We start from the raw sequence: 15,308 nt of genomic DNA on the forward strand, positions 1-15,308 counted from the left end.
CAGACTCTGGAAGAGATGAATTCATTTGAAGCCGGCTGAATAACAGCAGTATTCAATCATTTTTTTAACGGACGGGCGAGTTTTCTGATCATTTAACGGCGTGTTGTCATTCTTCGATGGCTTCGAATTGACCTCCAGCAACCAGATGCGCCCCGTGCTGTCTATTGCCAGATCAATACCAAATTCTGCGAAATGGGCGGGAATTGCTTTTTCCACTCCGCTTGCGATATCCAGTGCTGCTGTTTTGAGAGAGGTATGCCCATTCGATTTAACGGTTGCGGGCAGCGTGGTCTTGGCAAGTGCTTCCTTGACAGTACTCAGCGTGCCGCCTCTTGCCAGATTGGACACAAAGTGGCTTCCTCCGGCGATCCGGGCGACAATGGATGTTACGGTCCAGGTTCCGGACGAATTTTTCTGCACAAGCGCACGAAAGTCGACCGGACGCTTACCGTGATCAATCAAGGTAAGTCCCTGTTGGAGTTGAAAGCGTGTTGTTTTCATTTTTCCCGCCAAGCTTTTGTACAGCTTATCGACGTTGGCATACGTTTGCTTGCGGGGTGTGCCTGCTGTTGTGGATAGCACCGAAAAGGTGCCATCGGTTTGCTTGTTAATGCGCATTATGCCTTTACCCAGGCTTCCGCGCACTGGCTTGAGAAAAACAGCGGGATACTGGTTGCACATTTTTTTGAAAACAACAAAAGTTTGCAGCAAGTGGGACTCGGGTAAATACTTGCGCAGGGAAGAATTTGATTTAAGCGCATCAAATACTTCATTCTTATCCAAAAACTTTTCGTTAAAAATGGTCGTGCCGTACTGCGATTTTACTTCTTTCATGAAATGCTGTACGCTAGTTCTGTTCTCGAGTTTACGGGAGGTAAGACGATTATTGACGACATCGCCGGCGGGCATGACCGTCTTTTTCCAGCCTCCGTCATACACCCATCCCTGAACTCGCCCGGGCTGACTTCCGATATGCTCCGGGGTGAAGAAATACACATATGCTCCTTGTCTGCGGCATTCCCCGACTAGTTCACGGCAGAACAGGGTGATCGACCCGAAAGGCTTGTCGGGCTGTTCGGGATAGTCCCGACTGACCAGCACGCTAATAAGTGGGCCCACTCGAAGTGTCCGGCGACCTCGGCTGTAGGTTACTCGCAGATCACAATTGGCATGAAGCCCCATTTTTCGGGCTAGCACGCTTCCCACACGTAGGCCGCTATAGCGGGGCACCGATATGACGGTAACCTCTTGGCGGAACGAACCGAAGGCGAGCTGAACGGGGTGGCCAGCGGATATTTTCCATTTGCGAAGCAAGGACTCGCCGACCATGAGTACGTCATCCTGCAAGATGCCCGATCCGATGATTTGAATCGTTGTTTTTTTGATGGACATCGTGGATCTCCTTCCGGGCAGCAACTTGATGTCTTGAAAGTAACGGGAAACGTGAATGGGCTGTAATAGCACTGATTCATCATATGAGGACATATATCCCTTGGTGATTGACGGACAATGTGAAATGTTGACACTAAACTTGTATTGGAGGAATAAACAATCATGAACATCTACGACAAAGCCCATGATTTAGCGAAAGCATTGAAGGAAAGCAAAGAGGTAGAGGAAATTACGTCAGCGATGAAGCTGATCGAAACCGATCCAGAAGCCAAGAAAATGCTCGACGATTTCCGTGAACGCCAAATGGAAGTACAACAACGCATGATGAGCGGCGATATGCCAGCACAGGAAGAGATGGAAAAGATGGAGAAGCTGTTCGAGGTGTTAAGTTTGAATCTCAACATCCGTCGCCTGTTCGACGCTGAACGTCGCCTGAGTGTGATTATTGAGGACGTTAACAAAATTATTGCAGACAGCCTTCAAGATTTGTACGGTTCATCTCTGTAAGTTTGTCTCATATTCCTTCCTGTCCTCTCATAGACTAGATACATAGAGTCACAGGGAGAGGAAGGGATACGATTGGGTTCTTTTAAAAAATGGAAACATGGTTTGTATACACTGATTGCGCTGGCTATGGTCTTGGTCGCGTTACCACGCATCTCGCTTGCAGGCGGTTTGAACTGGGTCAACGGCTTTGGGATAGTATGGGTGCTTTTTGCGCTACTAGTCATCGGAGCGAACATGCATTTTTTGCTGGGTGTGGATGAGGAAAAGCGCAAAACGCTGGAGCGTGTGCGGCGGGCCAAAATGCAGCAGTGGCAGATGAAATGGGATAAAAAAGCTGACAAAGGCAGCATGCAGTGAGTTTTTTTTAGCTTGTCCTGGGCTTGCCTCCCAGATTACAAATCAATCATAGTAAGAAGCGGTCCTTGTAAAAGAGGGGATCGCTTTTTTGCTATTTCCAAAGCAGAGAACTCAAAATGAACAAAGGTCTTAATAAAGGGATTTTGTGCTATAATAGATACAGAATGATACAGATTGAACGTTGGGGGTGTAACAGAGTTGGACGGGCTAGATGAAACAGTTACGAAGCATGAGCAGCTATTGCGACATATCGAGCAGTTGAAAATAGGCTCCAAAATTTCTGTGCGCAGGTTGGCTAAAGAAATGAGCGTCAGCGAAGGAACGGCCTATCGGGCCGTGAAGGAAGCTGAAAACCTAGGAATTGTCATTACCAAGGAACGGATCGGAACAGTACGAGTGGAGAAGCGCCCTCGCGGCTTGTCCGAGCAGCTGACCTTTGCAGATGTCGTGAATATTGTAGAGGGACATGTGCTGGGCGGAAGTGAGGGGCTGGAGAAGCCTTTGCACAAGTATGTGATCGGAGCGATGCGCGAGGAAGCTATGGCTCGTTATATTGACGCAGGTAGTTTGCTGATCGTAGGTAACCGTGAGGATGCGCATTCACTTGCATTGGAGCAGGGGGCAGGTGTGCTGATTACAGGGGGCTTCGGTACGAGCCGAGAGGTTAAGCAGCTCGCAGACAAGATCAGTCTGCCAATTATTTCCTCACGCCATGATACTTTTACAGTGGCATCTATGATTAATAGAGCCATATTTGACCGCTTGATCAAAAAGAAAATTATGCTGATTGAAGACATTGCGGCAGGCAAACCGAAAACGTTGACCTTGAAAATCAACAGCACACTTACCGAGTTTGAAGAACTTTCGGTGACGACCGGACATCATCATTTTGCAATCGTGGATGAATGGAATCGTTTAATTGGTATCGTCAGCCGCAAAGATGTGGAGGGGCTTCAACCTGAGCATACGATGGATAAATGTCTGATCCGCAATCCGATAACGGTCACCTACCAGACCTCGCTGGCTTCAGCCGCGCAAATGATGGCGTGGGAAGGTGTGGATTATTTGCCGGTCGTGGACCGCAACCGCAAGCTGCTCGGGTCCGTTACACGGCGTGAGGTGCTGGAGGCGCTGCGTAACGCCCAAAAGCAGCCGCAACTTGGCGAGACGTTCGACCAGCTGATCTGGAACGGGTTTGCTGAGGAGCGTAATGAGGACGGATCGTTATTTTTTCGCGGGTTTATCATTCCGCAAATGGCGACCAATTTAGGTACGATCTCGGAAGGCGTACTGGTCAACGTGATGACACAAGCGGGCTACCGGGCAGCTAGAGACATGAGCGGCAAGGATTATGTGCTGGACAATTTGACGACATATTTTATTAGACCCGTACAGATAGAAGATGCTGTCGTTCTTCGTCCGATGCTGCTCGAGATGAGTCGCCGCACCTGCAAGCTAGAAATTGCAATTTCACGGGAAAATCATTTGGTATGCAAAGCAGTGATGACGCTTCATTCCATTGAACATGGTTAGTCTACAATGGATCGGAGTAAGGTGTGAAGTCGAATAGATCGACTAGTGGCTTTCAGGCAATCTTTCTTTTGCTTCCAGCCAAATTTGCAGCACGCCTTCCATTACAAGCATCGTTTTGACCTGGATCGTATACTCCTTGTCACGAACGGTGTATTTTTTTTGGTGCAGCAACATACGTACCAGCTTGCTGTCAGAGTCAATCTCGAACATATCTCTGCCACGCAGCACCTCAAGATCACGACTGACACGGCGAAGAAGTTCCTTCAGGTTGATAGGATCAATTTTTTCGGCCGAAGCTTCCTCCGCGATCAGCTTGATTTCTTTGACAACGGTTTGGCGCTTGCTGTATTTGCGCAATGTTTTGTTGTCCTCCTCGGCTTGCTGGAGCTGGAATTGGAGATCCTGGTTGTTCGTCCATAGCTGATTGAAGCTGGCATGCCAGATGACGTTGTAGATCATGCCTCCCGTAATCATACCGAGTACAAAGACGGAGGACAATTGCATAAAAGGACGCAGGCGCTCAAAAGGGGGAACTCTCATAGTCGTTTCACCTCACGGTCGTCCGTTGCCGCATACCCACTTGACCAGCTCTGCACCCATATGAGCGCCTAAAAAGGCGAAAATCAAATACAATATCTGCTTAATGGCAGGTGACAAATTACCATCCAACATATTGCTTTCAATGACCCGGATCGGGTCCATCGTTCCCCCCACAGCGGCAGCAAGCGCCCATATTTTAATTCTTCCGGCAACCTCTAGCATCGTCTGGGTGGGCGGCTGAAGCGATACCACAGCTCCCATTCCGCCGAGCATGGCTCCACCGAGCACGATGCCGAAAGCAATGAAGAAGTCGAGAATCGCTTTGGATATAAAAGTGCTCATGCTCTTTTCCTCCTTAGGTATACGAATCAAGACCGCGCTTGTCCGCCGAGGTCTGTACTTTTATTCTATGGGCGCTACTAACGCGGATATGATAAAATAGTTTGAAGAAAATCAAGCGGTGAAAGGAAGAGAAGCGCATGAGTTCATTTGTGCATTTGCATGTTCATAGCGAGTACAGCCTGCTGGACGGCGCGGCTCGTACCGCGGAGTTGGTCAAACAGGCATCAGCTTACGGAATGAAGGCGCTGGCCCTTACAGATCACGGAGTCATGTACGGTGCCATTCCTTTTTATAGAGCGTGTGTAGAGAACGGCATTAAGCCGATTATTGGGTGTGAGGCCTATATGACGGCAGGATCGCGCAAGGAGCGTGGCAGCCGCAAGGATCAGCCCATATATCATTTGATTTTGCTCGCCAAAAATAAAACAGGCTATCAAAATCTGATGAAGCTGTGCTCCATCGGCCATTTGGAGGGCTTTCACTATAAGCCGCGCATCGACATGGAGGCTTTGGCTGCCCATCACGAAGGCATCATATGCCTGAGCGCTTGTTTGGGCGGTGAAGTGCCGCAGCATTTACTGCATGGTCGGGAAGCCGAGGCACGACGCGCAGCGGAACGATATCGTAATATTTTTGGCGATGATTTTTATCTGGAACTCCAGGATCATGGTCTTTCGGAGCAAAAACGTGTAAATCCTCTCTTGATCGCACTGGCGAAGGAACTGGATATTCCACTGGTCGCGACGAATGACGTGCATTACTTGACTGAGCCAGATGCGGACGTGCAGGATGTTCTGATCTGTATCGGGACAGGAAAGACAGTTGACGATGAGGAGCGTTTGCGTATACCAACACGTCAGTTGTATCTGAAAAGTCAGGAGGATATGGCTCGTTTATTCCCGCATGTGGCAGAAGCCATCGCCAACACGGTGCGTATTGCTGAAAAATGCGAACTGGAGCTGGAATTCGGTCAATCCATTTTACCTGAATATCGCCCGCTACCGGAAGGAATGACCTCTTCGTCCTATTTACGCAATCTGTGCATGCAAGGGCTGGAGCGTCGCTATGGAAGCGATTCCGGATGGGAGCAGCCGGAGGAACGGGAAAGGCTGAACCAACGGCTAAACTATGAGTTGAATACCATTGACAGTATGGGTTTCAGCGATTATTTCCTGATTGTATGGGATTTTATTGCCTTCGCACATAAGCATAAGATTGCAACGGGACCAGGGCGTGGTTCCTCAGCAGGCAGTTTGGTTGCCTATGTGCTTAACATCACGAATGTTGATCCGATGAAATACAACCTTCTCTTTGAACGATTTCTGAATCCTGAACGAATTAGTATGCCGGATATAGATATTGACTTTAGTGATGAACGGCGTGACGAGGTTATCGACTATGTAGTACAGAAGTATGGAAATGAGCATGTAGCGCAAATTATTACCTTTGGAACGCTGGCGGCAAGAGCCGCTGTCCGTGACGTCGGCCGTGTATTGAACGTGCCGTATGGCGAGGTGGACAAGGCAGCCAAGCTGATTCCGGCGCAGCTAGGTATTAATATCCGTCATGCGCTGGAAATTACCCCGGAGCTGAAAACGCTATATGAAACGAAGCACAAGACACGTGAACTGTTGGATATGGCGATCAAGGTTGAAGGAATGCCTCGTCATGCTTCGACACATGCAGCGGGTGTTGTCATTTCGCGGACTCCATTGACCGATGCGGTTCCGCTGCAAGAGGGGAGCGAAGGAGTACCTTTGACGCAGTACTCGATGGAAAATCTAGAGCGCATTGGTTTGCTTAAAATGGATTTCCTTGGGCTGCGTACGCTCTCCATTATTGAACGGTGCATACACTGGATTGCGGAAGAGCATGGAGACACGCCTGATTTTAGCCGTATTCCCGATAACGATCCCCATACCTATGACTTGCTGGGCAAAGGAGATACAGGAGGTGTATTCCAGCTGGAGTCGGCCGGTGTACGCCGGGTACTCAAGGATTTGAAGCCGAGTGTATTTGAGGATATCATTTCTGTCCTGGCTTTGTATCGTCCGGGTCCAATGGGTTTTATTCCTAACTTTATACAGGCCAAGCATGGTCAGATCGAGATTTCTTATCCGCATCCTGACTTGGAACCGATCTTAAAGGATACGTACGGTATTATTGTGTATCAGGAGCAAATCATGCAGATTGCTTCGCGCATGGCGGGCTTTTCCCTGGGAGAAGCCGATCTGTTGCGCCGGGCTGTGTCCAAGAAAAAGCGCGAAGTGCTGGATCTGGAGCGCGGACATTTTGTTGAAGGCAGTATCAAGCAGGGATACACGGAGGAGGAGGCCGGCAGGGTTTACGATATGATTGTTCGTTTTGCTGACTACGGCTTCCCGCGTGCTCATGCAGCTGCTTATGGTGTGCTAGCATTTCAGACGGCTTATCTAAAGGCACATTATCCAGTACAATTCATGGCTTCAATGCTGACGGCGGTGATGGGAAGTCATCGGAAAGTGGCTGAATATGTCGTCGAATGCCGTCGTATGGATATCGCAGTGTTGCCGCCTGATGTAAATGAAAGCAGGGTGCTGTTTACTCCATTACAGCAAGGAAGCATCCGTTTCGGCCTGGCTGCAATTAAAAATGTTGGCACACAGGCGATGGAGAGCATTCTCGCTGTTCGCAAGGAACGGCCTTTCGACAGCCTGCTCGATTTTTGTCGACGTGTCGATTTGCGAGTATGTAATAAGAGAGTAATTGAATCGCTTATTCAGGCAGGGGCCTTTGACTCATTGACGGGTCATCGGGCACAGTTGCTTGCCATGCTGGATGAAACGGTGGATGCAGCCGTCAAGTGGCGCAAGGAACGGGATGACTTGCAAATTGATATGTTTGGTTTTGTGGAAATGCCCAATTGGGATATCGAATACCCCAATGTACCCAAATTCAGTGCCAGCCAGCAGTTAGAGCTGGAACGTGAACTGCTGGGACTGTATTTATCCGGGCATCCGTTGGATGATTTTGAGTCGCTTTTGGAAAACAGCGAGGCGGATCGTCTGATGGAGCTGGGCGATGTGCCAGATGAAACGGTTGTTGTGACCGCAGGCATGGTAGTGTCACTCAAAACGATTACGACCAAGCAGGGTAAGGCTATGGCCTTCATTGAGCTGGAGGATCAGATTGAGCGCTGTGAGGTTGTGTTGTTTCCTGAGGTGTGGAAGCGGAGCCAGCAGTGGATTGAAAAGGGGGCTTTGCTTACGCTTCGAGCCAAGATGCAGCAGCAGGACGAGCACTTCAAGCTCCTTGCGGATGAGACCGCCCCGCTGGCGGAAGACTCGCTGGCACGGCTCCTCCAGCGCCGACGTGCCAGTACGCGCTCGTCCGCCGCAGCTGGAGCATCCTTACCAGCTGCTGGTTCTGCCGCTGGCGGCCCAGGCGGGAGCGCGTCGCGTGTGTCGTCCCCGCCTTCGGCAGCCACTGCATCTGCTTCGCCTCAATCGAAGGCGGATCGCCCCGTGGCGGCGGCTTCACCGCGCGGAGTCGAAGCGGCTCGCGGTGAGCAGGTGCCGGTCCCGCGCAGCGCGGAGCCGACCACTCGTCAGCGGGTGTTTGTCAAGATCACCCGCCAGGCTGAGGAGGACGCCAGCTTGTTGGTCAGTCTCAAGGCGCTGCTACAGGAGCATCCCGGTGCTATGCCTACCGTACTTTTTTATGAGAGCAACCAGCGTCTGCTGGCGTTGAGCGATGCTTACAGTATTAAGCCCTCTCCTCAGCTTTTTGATCAAATGGAGTCGATGTTGGGTGAAGGCACGGTGAAAGTCAAATAATAGGTACACAGTACCCGCCCTTATTGTAACGGTTTAATGAACATTTTCCTTCCCTCCCGCATACACTTGGAAAACTGGCGGAACAGGGGTTCAACACGCACACTGCACCATAAGGTCCCGCACGGTGAAAGAATAGAACTGCACGGTGAAAGCGGGAGGGAAATTATGTCCTATGAATATGCAGAAACTTTGCTAAATCGCAGAGGCATTCGTATCGAGTCCATTGCGGACATTGTTTTTCAGCTTCAGCTAAAATATTATCCTCATTTGACGATGGAAGAATGTATAGACAGTGTCAAAGCGGTTTTGCAAAAGCGCGAGGTTCAATATACGTTGCTCACAGGCATTGCGCTCGATGAATTGGCTGAAAAAAAACTTCTCCCTCAGCCGCTGCAAGCCATTATGGAGGCAGACGAACCGCTGTACGGAGTGGACGAGACACTAGCTCTTGGAATTACGAGTGTGTACGGCATGATTGGCTTAACCAGTTTTGGTTATCTGGATAAGGAAAAGACGGGGATTATCGAACAGCTGAACCAAAAAGGCAGTGGTATTCATGTGTTTTTAGACGATCTTGTCGCCGGACTGGCTGCCGCTGCTTCTTCGCGAATTGCACATCGGAGTCTCCATGCCAAGCATTATCCTGCATCATTGGACGCTTAGTTGACCTGTGTAAACAGAGTTGATGATTTTCTAGGCCCTCCGACGGAACTTAAATGATCAGGAGGGCTTTTGTTGCGGGAAAAAAGTAAGGTATGTTATCATGAGTCTATTATATGGGCTCAAAACTTGAGGCTTAGGGGGTAGAAACAAGGCATGTGGACGGTGATTTATATTGCACCGACGGCCAGACTGGCTGACATGATTAAGCTCAAACTGTCTGAAGAAGGTTTTATGGTGCAGGCCCGGGCCATCAGCGCATCCAAGCAACAGTTTGAGATACTTGTGCCTTCGGGTGAAGTCGAAGAAATTCAGGAAGTGCTTAATTCGATTTTGCGCCCTTGAGTCCGGAACGGCGGAAGTGATACAGCAGCATGAGTGGAACAAAGGATGCACGATCGGCGGTAATGTTTTAGGAACAGGCGTTGACGTGTGTATGAACATAATGCTTAGAGGTGCCGCATAGACGGTAGAGGACCTTGTATCGGTTACGGCTGACAAATAAACGGCTGGAGAGGTGTAGTTGTGTTTAAAGATTTATTCCAAAAGAAGCGTAAATACGCGACCATCCCTTCGGAACGGGCGCTGAGCGGCGATCAAGCGGACATGCCGGATCGTCCCAAACGGGAAATTCCCGAAGGTCTTATGACCAAATGTGGCAAGTGCGGAAGTATTCAATACAGCAAAGAACTAGAGAAAAATTTGAAAGTGTGTCCGGTGTGCGGATACCATATGCGTTTGAATGCAATGGATCGCATTCGCATGGTGCTCGACGAAGACACGTTTACGGAATATGATGCCGATATGATTTCGGTTGACCCGCTGGACTTTCCGGGATATGCGAGCAAGCTGGAGCAACAGACCCTGAAATCTGGCTTGCGAGAGGCTGTCGTTACGGGCGACGGCCTTATTTATGGACATCCTGTTGTCGTTGCTGTGATGAGCTTTGACTTCTTTACTGGTAGTATGGGTTCGGTCGTAGGAGAGAAAATTACGCGCGCCATTGAGCAAGCAATAGACAAGCGTCTGCCGCTAATTATTTTCTCAACTTCCGGCGGAGCACGTATGCAGGAAAGTATTTTAAGCTTGATGCAGATGGCAAAAACAAGTGCTGCTCTTGCTCGTCTGGATGAGCAGGGATTGCTCTATATTTCTGTTATCACCGACCCGACTACAGGTGGAGTATCCGCTAGCTTTGCTACGCTTGGAGATATTAATATCGCAGAGCCAGGAGCTGTATTCGGTTTTGCAGGGCGTATTGTAATTGAACAAACAATCAGACAGAAGCTGCCGGATGATTTTCAAACTTCCGAATTTAATTTGCAGCACGGACAATTGGATATGGTTGTACATCGCAAGGAACTGCGCGATACCCTTGGGCAACTGCTTGATCTACACAGTGTGAAAGGGGAGGAATAGATGGCTGGCGAATTGCCTTATGAAAAGCCCCTGGTCGAGATGCGACAGAAGATCGAAGAACTCAAGCAATTCGGACAGGATAAGCAAATTGATTTTACAGATGAAATCAACCGTCTCGAGGAACGTTATCTCGAGATGGAAGAAGAAATATATTCGAACATTACAGCACCACAAAAAATGCATTTGGCTCGTCATCATCAAAGACCAACGTCTCTTGATTTGATAGAGCAGGTGTTTACGGATTTTATTGAATTACACGGCGACCGCTTGTTTGGAGATGATTTGGCGGTTGTAGGCGGGATTGCCAAGCTGAATGGTATTCCGGTGACCGTCATTGGCCAGCAGCGTGGTAAGGATACGAAAGATAACATTGCACGTTTTTTTGGTAGTGCCCATCCGGAAGGATTCCGTAAAGGCTTGCGTCTGATGCAGCAGGCTGAGAAATTTAAACGCCCTATTATTACATTCATTGATACGAAGGGCGCTTATCCGGGTAATACAGCAGAGGAGAGAGGTCAATCGGAAGCGATTGCCCGCAACTTGCGGGAGATGGCAAAGCTTTCGGTGCCTGTTATTTGTGTGGTCATCGGCGAGGGTGGAAGCGGCGGTGCGCTTGCGTTTGCAGTCGGTAACCGTGTGCTGATGCTGGAACATGCCATTTATTCGGCCATTTCTCCAAACGGTGCAGCCTCGATTCTATGGAAAGATGCTTCCAAGGCCGATCAGGCAGCTGAAGCCATGAAGATTACGGCTAATGACCTCCTGCGCATGGAAATTATCGAGGATATTGTGCCGGAGCCGAAAGGGGGCGCGCATCGTAACTATGAAGTGACCGCTGCCGCAATCAAGGAGCTATTGGAACGTCATTTGGCGGAACTTACCAATATGAGCTGCGATGAATTGAGGGAAGATCGGTATCAGAAATTCCGAAAAATAGGTCAATACACCTTCTTGAAGTCTTCGGAAACTGAACCTATGTTGTAATACGCTGTAAACGGGTAACAATAAATATGACGAACTTCCTATACAAATAGGAAAAAGTGTAGTAGATTTAATTGTTGGAAAAAGATATAAAGAGTAGCACCTTTGAAAACGGAGGAAAAACCCAAATGCGCAAAACTAAGATTGTATGTACCATCGGTCCTTCCAGTGAGTCATTGGAAAATGTGAAGAAACTGATTTTGGCTGGTATGAACGTAGCCCGCCTGAATTTCTCTCACGGTGATTTCGAGGAGCATGGCAACCGGATTAAAAACATCCGTCAAGCTTGTAAGGAGCTTAACAAAAATGTTGCTATTTTGCTCGATACGAAGGGGCCGGAAATCCGGACAGGAAAGCTCGAAGTTGAACCTATTGAGCTTGTTCAGGACGAGTTCATTACGCTGACAACGGAAGAAATTCTCGGTACGCAAGATCGTATTTCTATTACGTACAAAGATCTTCCCTCGGACGTGGAGCCCGGCTCCACCATTCTGATCGACGATGGTCTGATCGGACTCACCGTTATTGAAGTATCAGGCACTGAAATCAAATGCCGCATTGTCAATGGCGGAACGATCAAAAGCAAGAAGGGCGTTAACGTTCCAGGCGTTGCAATTTCTTTGCCTGGTATTACGGAGAAAGATGCTAATGATATCATTTTCGGCATTGAGCAGGACATTGATTTCATCGCGGCTTCTTTTGTTCGTAAAGCAAGTGATGTACTGGAAATTCGTGAATTGCTGGCGAAACACAACGCAAGTCATATTCAAATCATTTCCAAAATCGAAAATCAGCAAGGTGTGGACAACCTGGACGAAATTTTGGAAGCTTCGGATGGCCTGATGGTTGCCCGTGGTGACCTTGGTGTGGAAATTCCTGCTGAAGAAGTACCTCTGGCGCAAAAATTGATGATTAACAAATGTAATGTAGCTGGCAAGCCTGTTATTACGGCAACACAAATGCTGGATTCCATGCAACGTAACCCGCGTCCGACTCGTGCGGAAGCAAGTGACGTGGCGAATGCTATTTTTGACGGAACAGATGCAATTATGCTGTCCGGCGAAACAGCTGCGGGTAAATATCCAGTAGAATCCGTATTGACAATGTCACGTATTGCAGAAAAAGCTGAGTCCTCTCTGAACTACCGTGATTTGTTCAAAAAACAAAGAACGGCTCAAGAGATTAGTATCACAGAAGCAATCAGCCAATCCGTTTCTATTTCTGCACTTGACTTGCATGCTAAAGCGATTCTGACGTCCACACAAAGCGGAACAACGGCGCGTATGATTTCTAAATACCGTCCAGAAGCTCCGATTATTGCTGTGACAACACAGGAAAGAACAGTTCGCCGTTTGGCTCTGATCTGGGGCGTACATGCAGTACAAGGCAGACCAATCGTTGACACAACAGACAGTCTGTTTGACAACGCGCTGGAAGGTGGTCGCAAATCTGGCCTCGTTAAAGAGGGCGATTTGGTTGTGATTACTGCGGGCGTACCTCTTGGTGATTCCGGTTCTACGAACCTGATCAAAATTAGCTGCGTTCCAGCACAAGCGTAATTAAAGCCTCCGTGAAATAATACCGAGGCTGTATGTATCGTTACAACAAGCAAAAGAGCATTCAAGTCAATAAGACTTGGATGCTCTTTTTTATGTTCTCTAGCTTTTTATTTCTAGTCCTTCTTGTCGTATGAAATCAAGGAATGCCTGTTGCATTAAGTTCATGTGTGTATCTTGTTGATACACGATGTTTATTTGATAATGGCTCCTTTTGTTATCAGCCTCGGGATAAGGAAGCCACTCCACCGAGGAAGCAGCATTTTCATGATTATCGACTCCGCTTGCAGGAAAGAAGGCAAGCGCCTCTCCGCCGCTTACGACTTGCTTTACCGCTTCCCAAGAGTTGATTTCCAGATGGGGCTTAACTAGCGAGGAGTACAGATCTACAACGGATGAACCGCTATATTTTACCCATGTGTGCTTGTCCAGCATATCGGTTCCATCGAACTCCTCTAATTTGACTTCAGGTGCACGTGCAGAACGGATAACTCCTACTTGATCTGAAGCCACTGGCTCTGCCACTGTATACTCTGGAAGAGATCCTCTATCGTCGAGAAAAGCAAAATCAATTTCCCCCTGTTTCAGTAGCTGCCTAATTGCATCCGGGGATTGAATCTCTAACTGAATACGACAATCTGGATACCGCTCAGCAAACTTAGCCATCAAAGTGGGGAGGAGATACGTACCTGATATCGACTCAGCACCTAGATGTAATTGACCCTGTGACTCTTCTGTCAGTTCATCTACAGCTTGTCTAGCTTCTTGCTCCAGAGAGATGATTTGCTTTGCGTAAGGTAATAATTTTTTTCCAGCTTCCGTTAGCATAATCCTGCCTTGTTGAAGAGAGAATAGGGAAACACCCATTTCCTTTTCCAAGCTTTTCATATGAAAGCTGACGGTAGGTTGTTTGACTTGCAAAGCTTCGGCCACATCCGTCGCCTTATGGAATTTGTCGATCAGCATCAAGATACGCAATTTTAGAATATTCATGGAATCCAACAGCTCTCCTTATATGTCCATTCATATATGAATTTCAAACTATAGATTAATTATATACCGAAAAATAATTTATCTATCAATATTTTATATTTGTTTTACAAAACCACGTCGTTCGTCTAACATTCCAGGCCTACAATGTAAAAGTGTTGATGGTCATAAATAAAAAACCGTCACTTAACTAAGGGGAGGACAATAAAAAATGTTGAAAAAATGGCCGTTCATTCTGATGACTCTCACCATGGTATTTGCACTTGCAGCTTGTGGATCAGGTAACAATGCTGCACCACAAGGAGAAGCTGCTACAGGAACAGACAATAAAGCAGCTGCTGAACTGACAGGAAACATTCTGGCTGTGGGCTCCACTGCACTTCAACCATTGGTAGAGCAAGCGGGACAAAAATTTATGGCTGTCGATAAATATAAAGGCATTGCAGTTCAAGTACAGGGCGGCGGTAGCGGTACTGGCTTGACTCAGGTTTCCGGCGGACAAGCGGACATCGGTAACTCCGACGTGTTTGCAAAAGAAAAACTGGAGAGCGGTGCAGATGAGCTGGTCGATCACCAAGTAGCTGTTGTAGCCATGTCAGCGGTAGCGAATCCTAAAGTAGGCGTTACAGACCTGAAAAAAGATCAATTGGTACAAATCTTCACAGGTAAAATCACAAACTGGAAAGAAGTTGGCGGTGCGGATCAAAAAATCGTTATTGTAAACCGTCCAAGCAGCTCCGGTACTCGTGCAACATTTGAAAAATACGCATTGGGACAAAAAACAGAAGATCTGCCGGGCTCCATTCAAGAAGATTCCTCCGGTACTGTGAAAAAGCTGATTGCTGAAACACCGGGTGCGATTGGTTATCTGGCTCTGTCCTACATCGACAACACAGTAACTGCTTTGAAATACGATGGCGTTGAAGCTAACGTTGAAAATGTAGAACAAGGTAAATATCCAGTGTGGGCTTACGAGCATATGTACACTAAAGGTGAGCCAAAAGAGCATGTGAAAGCATTCCTGGACTACATTCTGTCAGATGAAATCCAAAAAACGGATGTCGTAGACTTGGGATACATTCCAGTAGCAGGTATGCAAGTGAAACGTGATGCTGACGGTAATATCACGAAATAAGGAGAGTCACACCTCCTGTTCGATGAACGCAGCTAACGCGAGTATATTCACGAAGAAGAGGCGGACTAGCGTCCGGCCTCT

At 48.0% G+C, this 15,308-nt stretch carries 14 protein-coding genes; 10 read left to right on the top strand and 4 right to left on the bottom strand.

Translation table 11 applies throughout. The features are described 5' to 3' along the window. Positions 1 to 21: 21 nt before the first annotated feature. Complete coding sequence (locus G9G53_RS03235) at positions 22 to 1,392, bottom strand: YheC/YheD family endospore coat-associated protein (protein WP_029516607.1); 1,371 nt, start codon at positions 1,390 to 1,392, stop codon at positions 22 to 24. Between the two features lie 162 nt (positions 1,393 to 1,554). On the opposite strand from G9G53_RS03235, the gene G9G53_RS03240 reads away from it, so the two are divergent. From G9G53_RS03240 to G9G53_RS03250, 3 genes are all read left to right on the top strand, one after another. After that, entirely contained in the window at positions 1,555 to 1,899 is a 345-nt protein-coding gene (locus G9G53_RS03240) for a YlbF family regulator (protein WP_013309578.1), read from the top strand. A 72-nt stretch (positions 1,900 to 1,971) separates the two neighbouring features. Next, entirely contained in the window at positions 1,972 to 2,256 is a 285-nt protein-coding gene (locus G9G53_RS03245; RefSeq protein ID WP_013309579.1) for a hypothetical protein, read from the top strand. Between the two features lie 198 nt (positions 2,257 to 2,454). Beyond that, positions 2,455 to 3,789 carry a DRTGG domain-containing protein gene (locus G9G53_RS03250; protein ID WP_029516609.1) on the top strand — a complete coding sequence of 445 codons (1,335 nt, stop codon included), beginning with the start codon at positions 2,455 to 2,457 and terminating at the stop codon, positions 3,787 to 3,789. Positions 3,790 to 3,831: 42 nt separating this feature from the next. Here the strand turns inward: G9G53_RS03250 and G9G53_RS03255 are convergent, their stop codons facing one another. After that, entirely contained in the window at positions 3,832 to 4,329 is a 498-nt protein-coding gene (locus tag G9G53_RS03255; protein ID WP_165145279.1) for a hypothetical protein, read from the bottom strand. Between the two features lie 12 nt (positions 4,330 to 4,341). Continuing rightward, on the bottom strand, positions 4,342 to 4,671 hold the full coding sequence (locus tag G9G53_RS03260) for a YtrH family sporulation protein (RefSeq protein WP_013309582.1): 330 nt from the start codon (positions 4,669 to 4,671) through the stop codon (positions 4,342 to 4,344). A gap of 137 nt (positions 4,672 to 4,808) precedes the next feature. Here G9G53_RS03260 and G9G53_RS03265 point away from each other — a divergent pair, with 137 nt between their 5' ends. The 6 genes from G9G53_RS03265 (at position 4,809) to pyk (ending at position 13,105) form a co-directional block, all read left to right on the top strand. Further along, positions 4,809 to 8,486: a DNA polymerase III subunit alpha gene (locus G9G53_RS03265; RefSeq protein ID WP_165145282.1), complete on the top strand. Its 3,678-nt coding sequence runs from the start codon at positions 4,809 to 4,811 to the stop codon at positions 8,484 to 8,486. Positions 8,487 to 8,651: 165 nt separating this feature from the next. After that, positions 8,652 to 9,149, top strand: a complete 498-nt coding sequence (locus G9G53_RS03270; RefSeq protein WP_023987905.1) for a phosphatidylglycerophosphatase A family protein — start codon at positions 8,652 to 8,654, stop codon at positions 9,147 to 9,149. A gap of 153 nt (positions 9,150 to 9,302) precedes the next feature. Next, positions 9,303 to 9,491 (top strand): hypothetical protein, encoded by a 189-nt coding sequence (locus tag G9G53_RS03275; protein WP_013309585.1) that lies wholly within the window; start codon positions 9,303 to 9,305, stop codon positions 9,489 to 9,491. Positions 9,492 to 9,671: 180 nt separating this feature from the next. Continuing rightward, entirely contained in the window at positions 9,672 to 10,565 is an 894-nt protein-coding gene (gene accD, locus G9G53_RS03280; protein ID WP_029516612.1) for an acetyl-CoA carboxylase, carboxyltransferase subunit beta, read from the top strand. Next, entirely contained in the window at positions 10,566 to 11,549 is a 984-nt protein-coding gene (locus G9G53_RS03285; protein WP_039269886.1) for an acetyl-CoA carboxylase carboxyltransferase subunit alpha, read from the top strand. Between the two features lie 125 nt (positions 11,550 to 11,674). Then, the gene (gene pyk, locus G9G53_RS03290) at positions 11,675 to 13,105 is read left to right on the top strand and encodes a pyruvate kinase (RefSeq protein WP_165145285.1); all 1,431 of its coding nucleotides are present in this window, start codon (positions 11,675 to 11,677) and stop codon (positions 13,103 to 13,105) included. 99 nt (positions 13,106 to 13,204) lie between these two features. Here the strand turns inward: pyk and G9G53_RS03295 are convergent, their stop codons facing one another. Continuing rightward, positions 13,205 to 14,095 (bottom strand): LysR family transcriptional regulator, encoded by an 891-nt coding sequence (locus G9G53_RS03295; protein WP_165145288.1) that lies wholly within the window; start codon positions 14,093 to 14,095, stop codon positions 13,205 to 13,207. Positions 14,096 to 14,303: 208 nt separating this feature from the next. Between G9G53_RS03295 and G9G53_RS03300 the strand changes: the two genes are divergently transcribed. After that, the gene (locus tag G9G53_RS03300) at positions 14,304 to 15,227 is read left to right on the top strand and encodes a phosphate ABC transporter substrate-binding protein (RefSeq protein WP_039269889.1); all 924 of its coding nucleotides are present in this window, start codon (positions 14,304 to 14,306) and stop codon (positions 15,225 to 15,227) included. Positions 15,228 to 15,308: the final 81 nt, after the last annotated feature.

The organism is Paenibacillus sp. EKM206P (genome assembly GCF_011066155.1).
GTDB classification, from domain to species: Bacteria; Bacillota; Bacilli; order Paenibacillales; family Paenibacillaceae; genus Paenibacillus; species Paenibacillus polymyxa_D.

Bases quoted from the DNA above. Each gene is read 5' to 3' on its own strand.
- G9G53_RS03255 (WP_165145279.1), bottom strand. From the start codon at position 4,329: ATGAGAGTTCCCCCTTTTGAGCGCCTGCGTCCTTTTATGCAATTGTCC.
- G9G53_RS03295 (WP_165145288.1), bottom strand. From the start codon at position 14,095: ATGAATATTCTAAAATTGCGTATCTTGATGCTGATCGACAAATTCCAT.
- G9G53_RS03235 (WP_029516607.1), bottom strand. From the start codon at position 1,392: ATGTCCATCAAAAAAACAACGATTCAAATCATCGGATCGGGCATCTTG.
- G9G53_RS03275 (WP_013309585.1), top strand. From the start codon at position 9,303: ATGTGGACGGTGATTTATATTGCACCGACGGCCAGACTGGCTGACATG.
- G9G53_RS03265 (WP_165145282.1), top strand. From the start codon at position 4,809: ATGAGTTCATTTGTGCATTTGCATGTTCATAGCGAGTACAGCCTGCTG.
- G9G53_RS03300 (WP_039269889.1), top strand. From the start codon at position 14,304: ATGTTGAAAAAATGGCCGTTCATTCTGATGACTCTCACCATGGTATTT.
- G9G53_RS03270 (WP_023987905.1), top strand. From the start codon at position 8,652: ATGTCCTATGAATATGCAGAAACTTTGCTAAATCGCAGAGGCATTCGT.
- pyk (WP_165145285.1), top strand. From the start codon at position 11,675: ATGCGCAAAACTAAGATTGTATGTACCATCGGTCCTTCCAGTGAGTCA.
- G9G53_RS03260 (WP_013309582.1), bottom strand. From the start codon at position 4,671: ATGAGCACTTTTATATCCAAAGCGATTCTCGACTTCTTCATTGCTTTC.
- G9G53_RS03285 (WP_039269886.1), top strand. From the start codon at position 10,566: ATGGCTGGCGAATTGCCTTATGAAAAGCCCCTGGTCGAGATGCGACAG.
- G9G53_RS03240 (WP_013309578.1), top strand. From the start codon at position 1,555: ATGAACATCTACGACAAAGCCCATGATTTAGCGAAAGCATTGAAGGAA.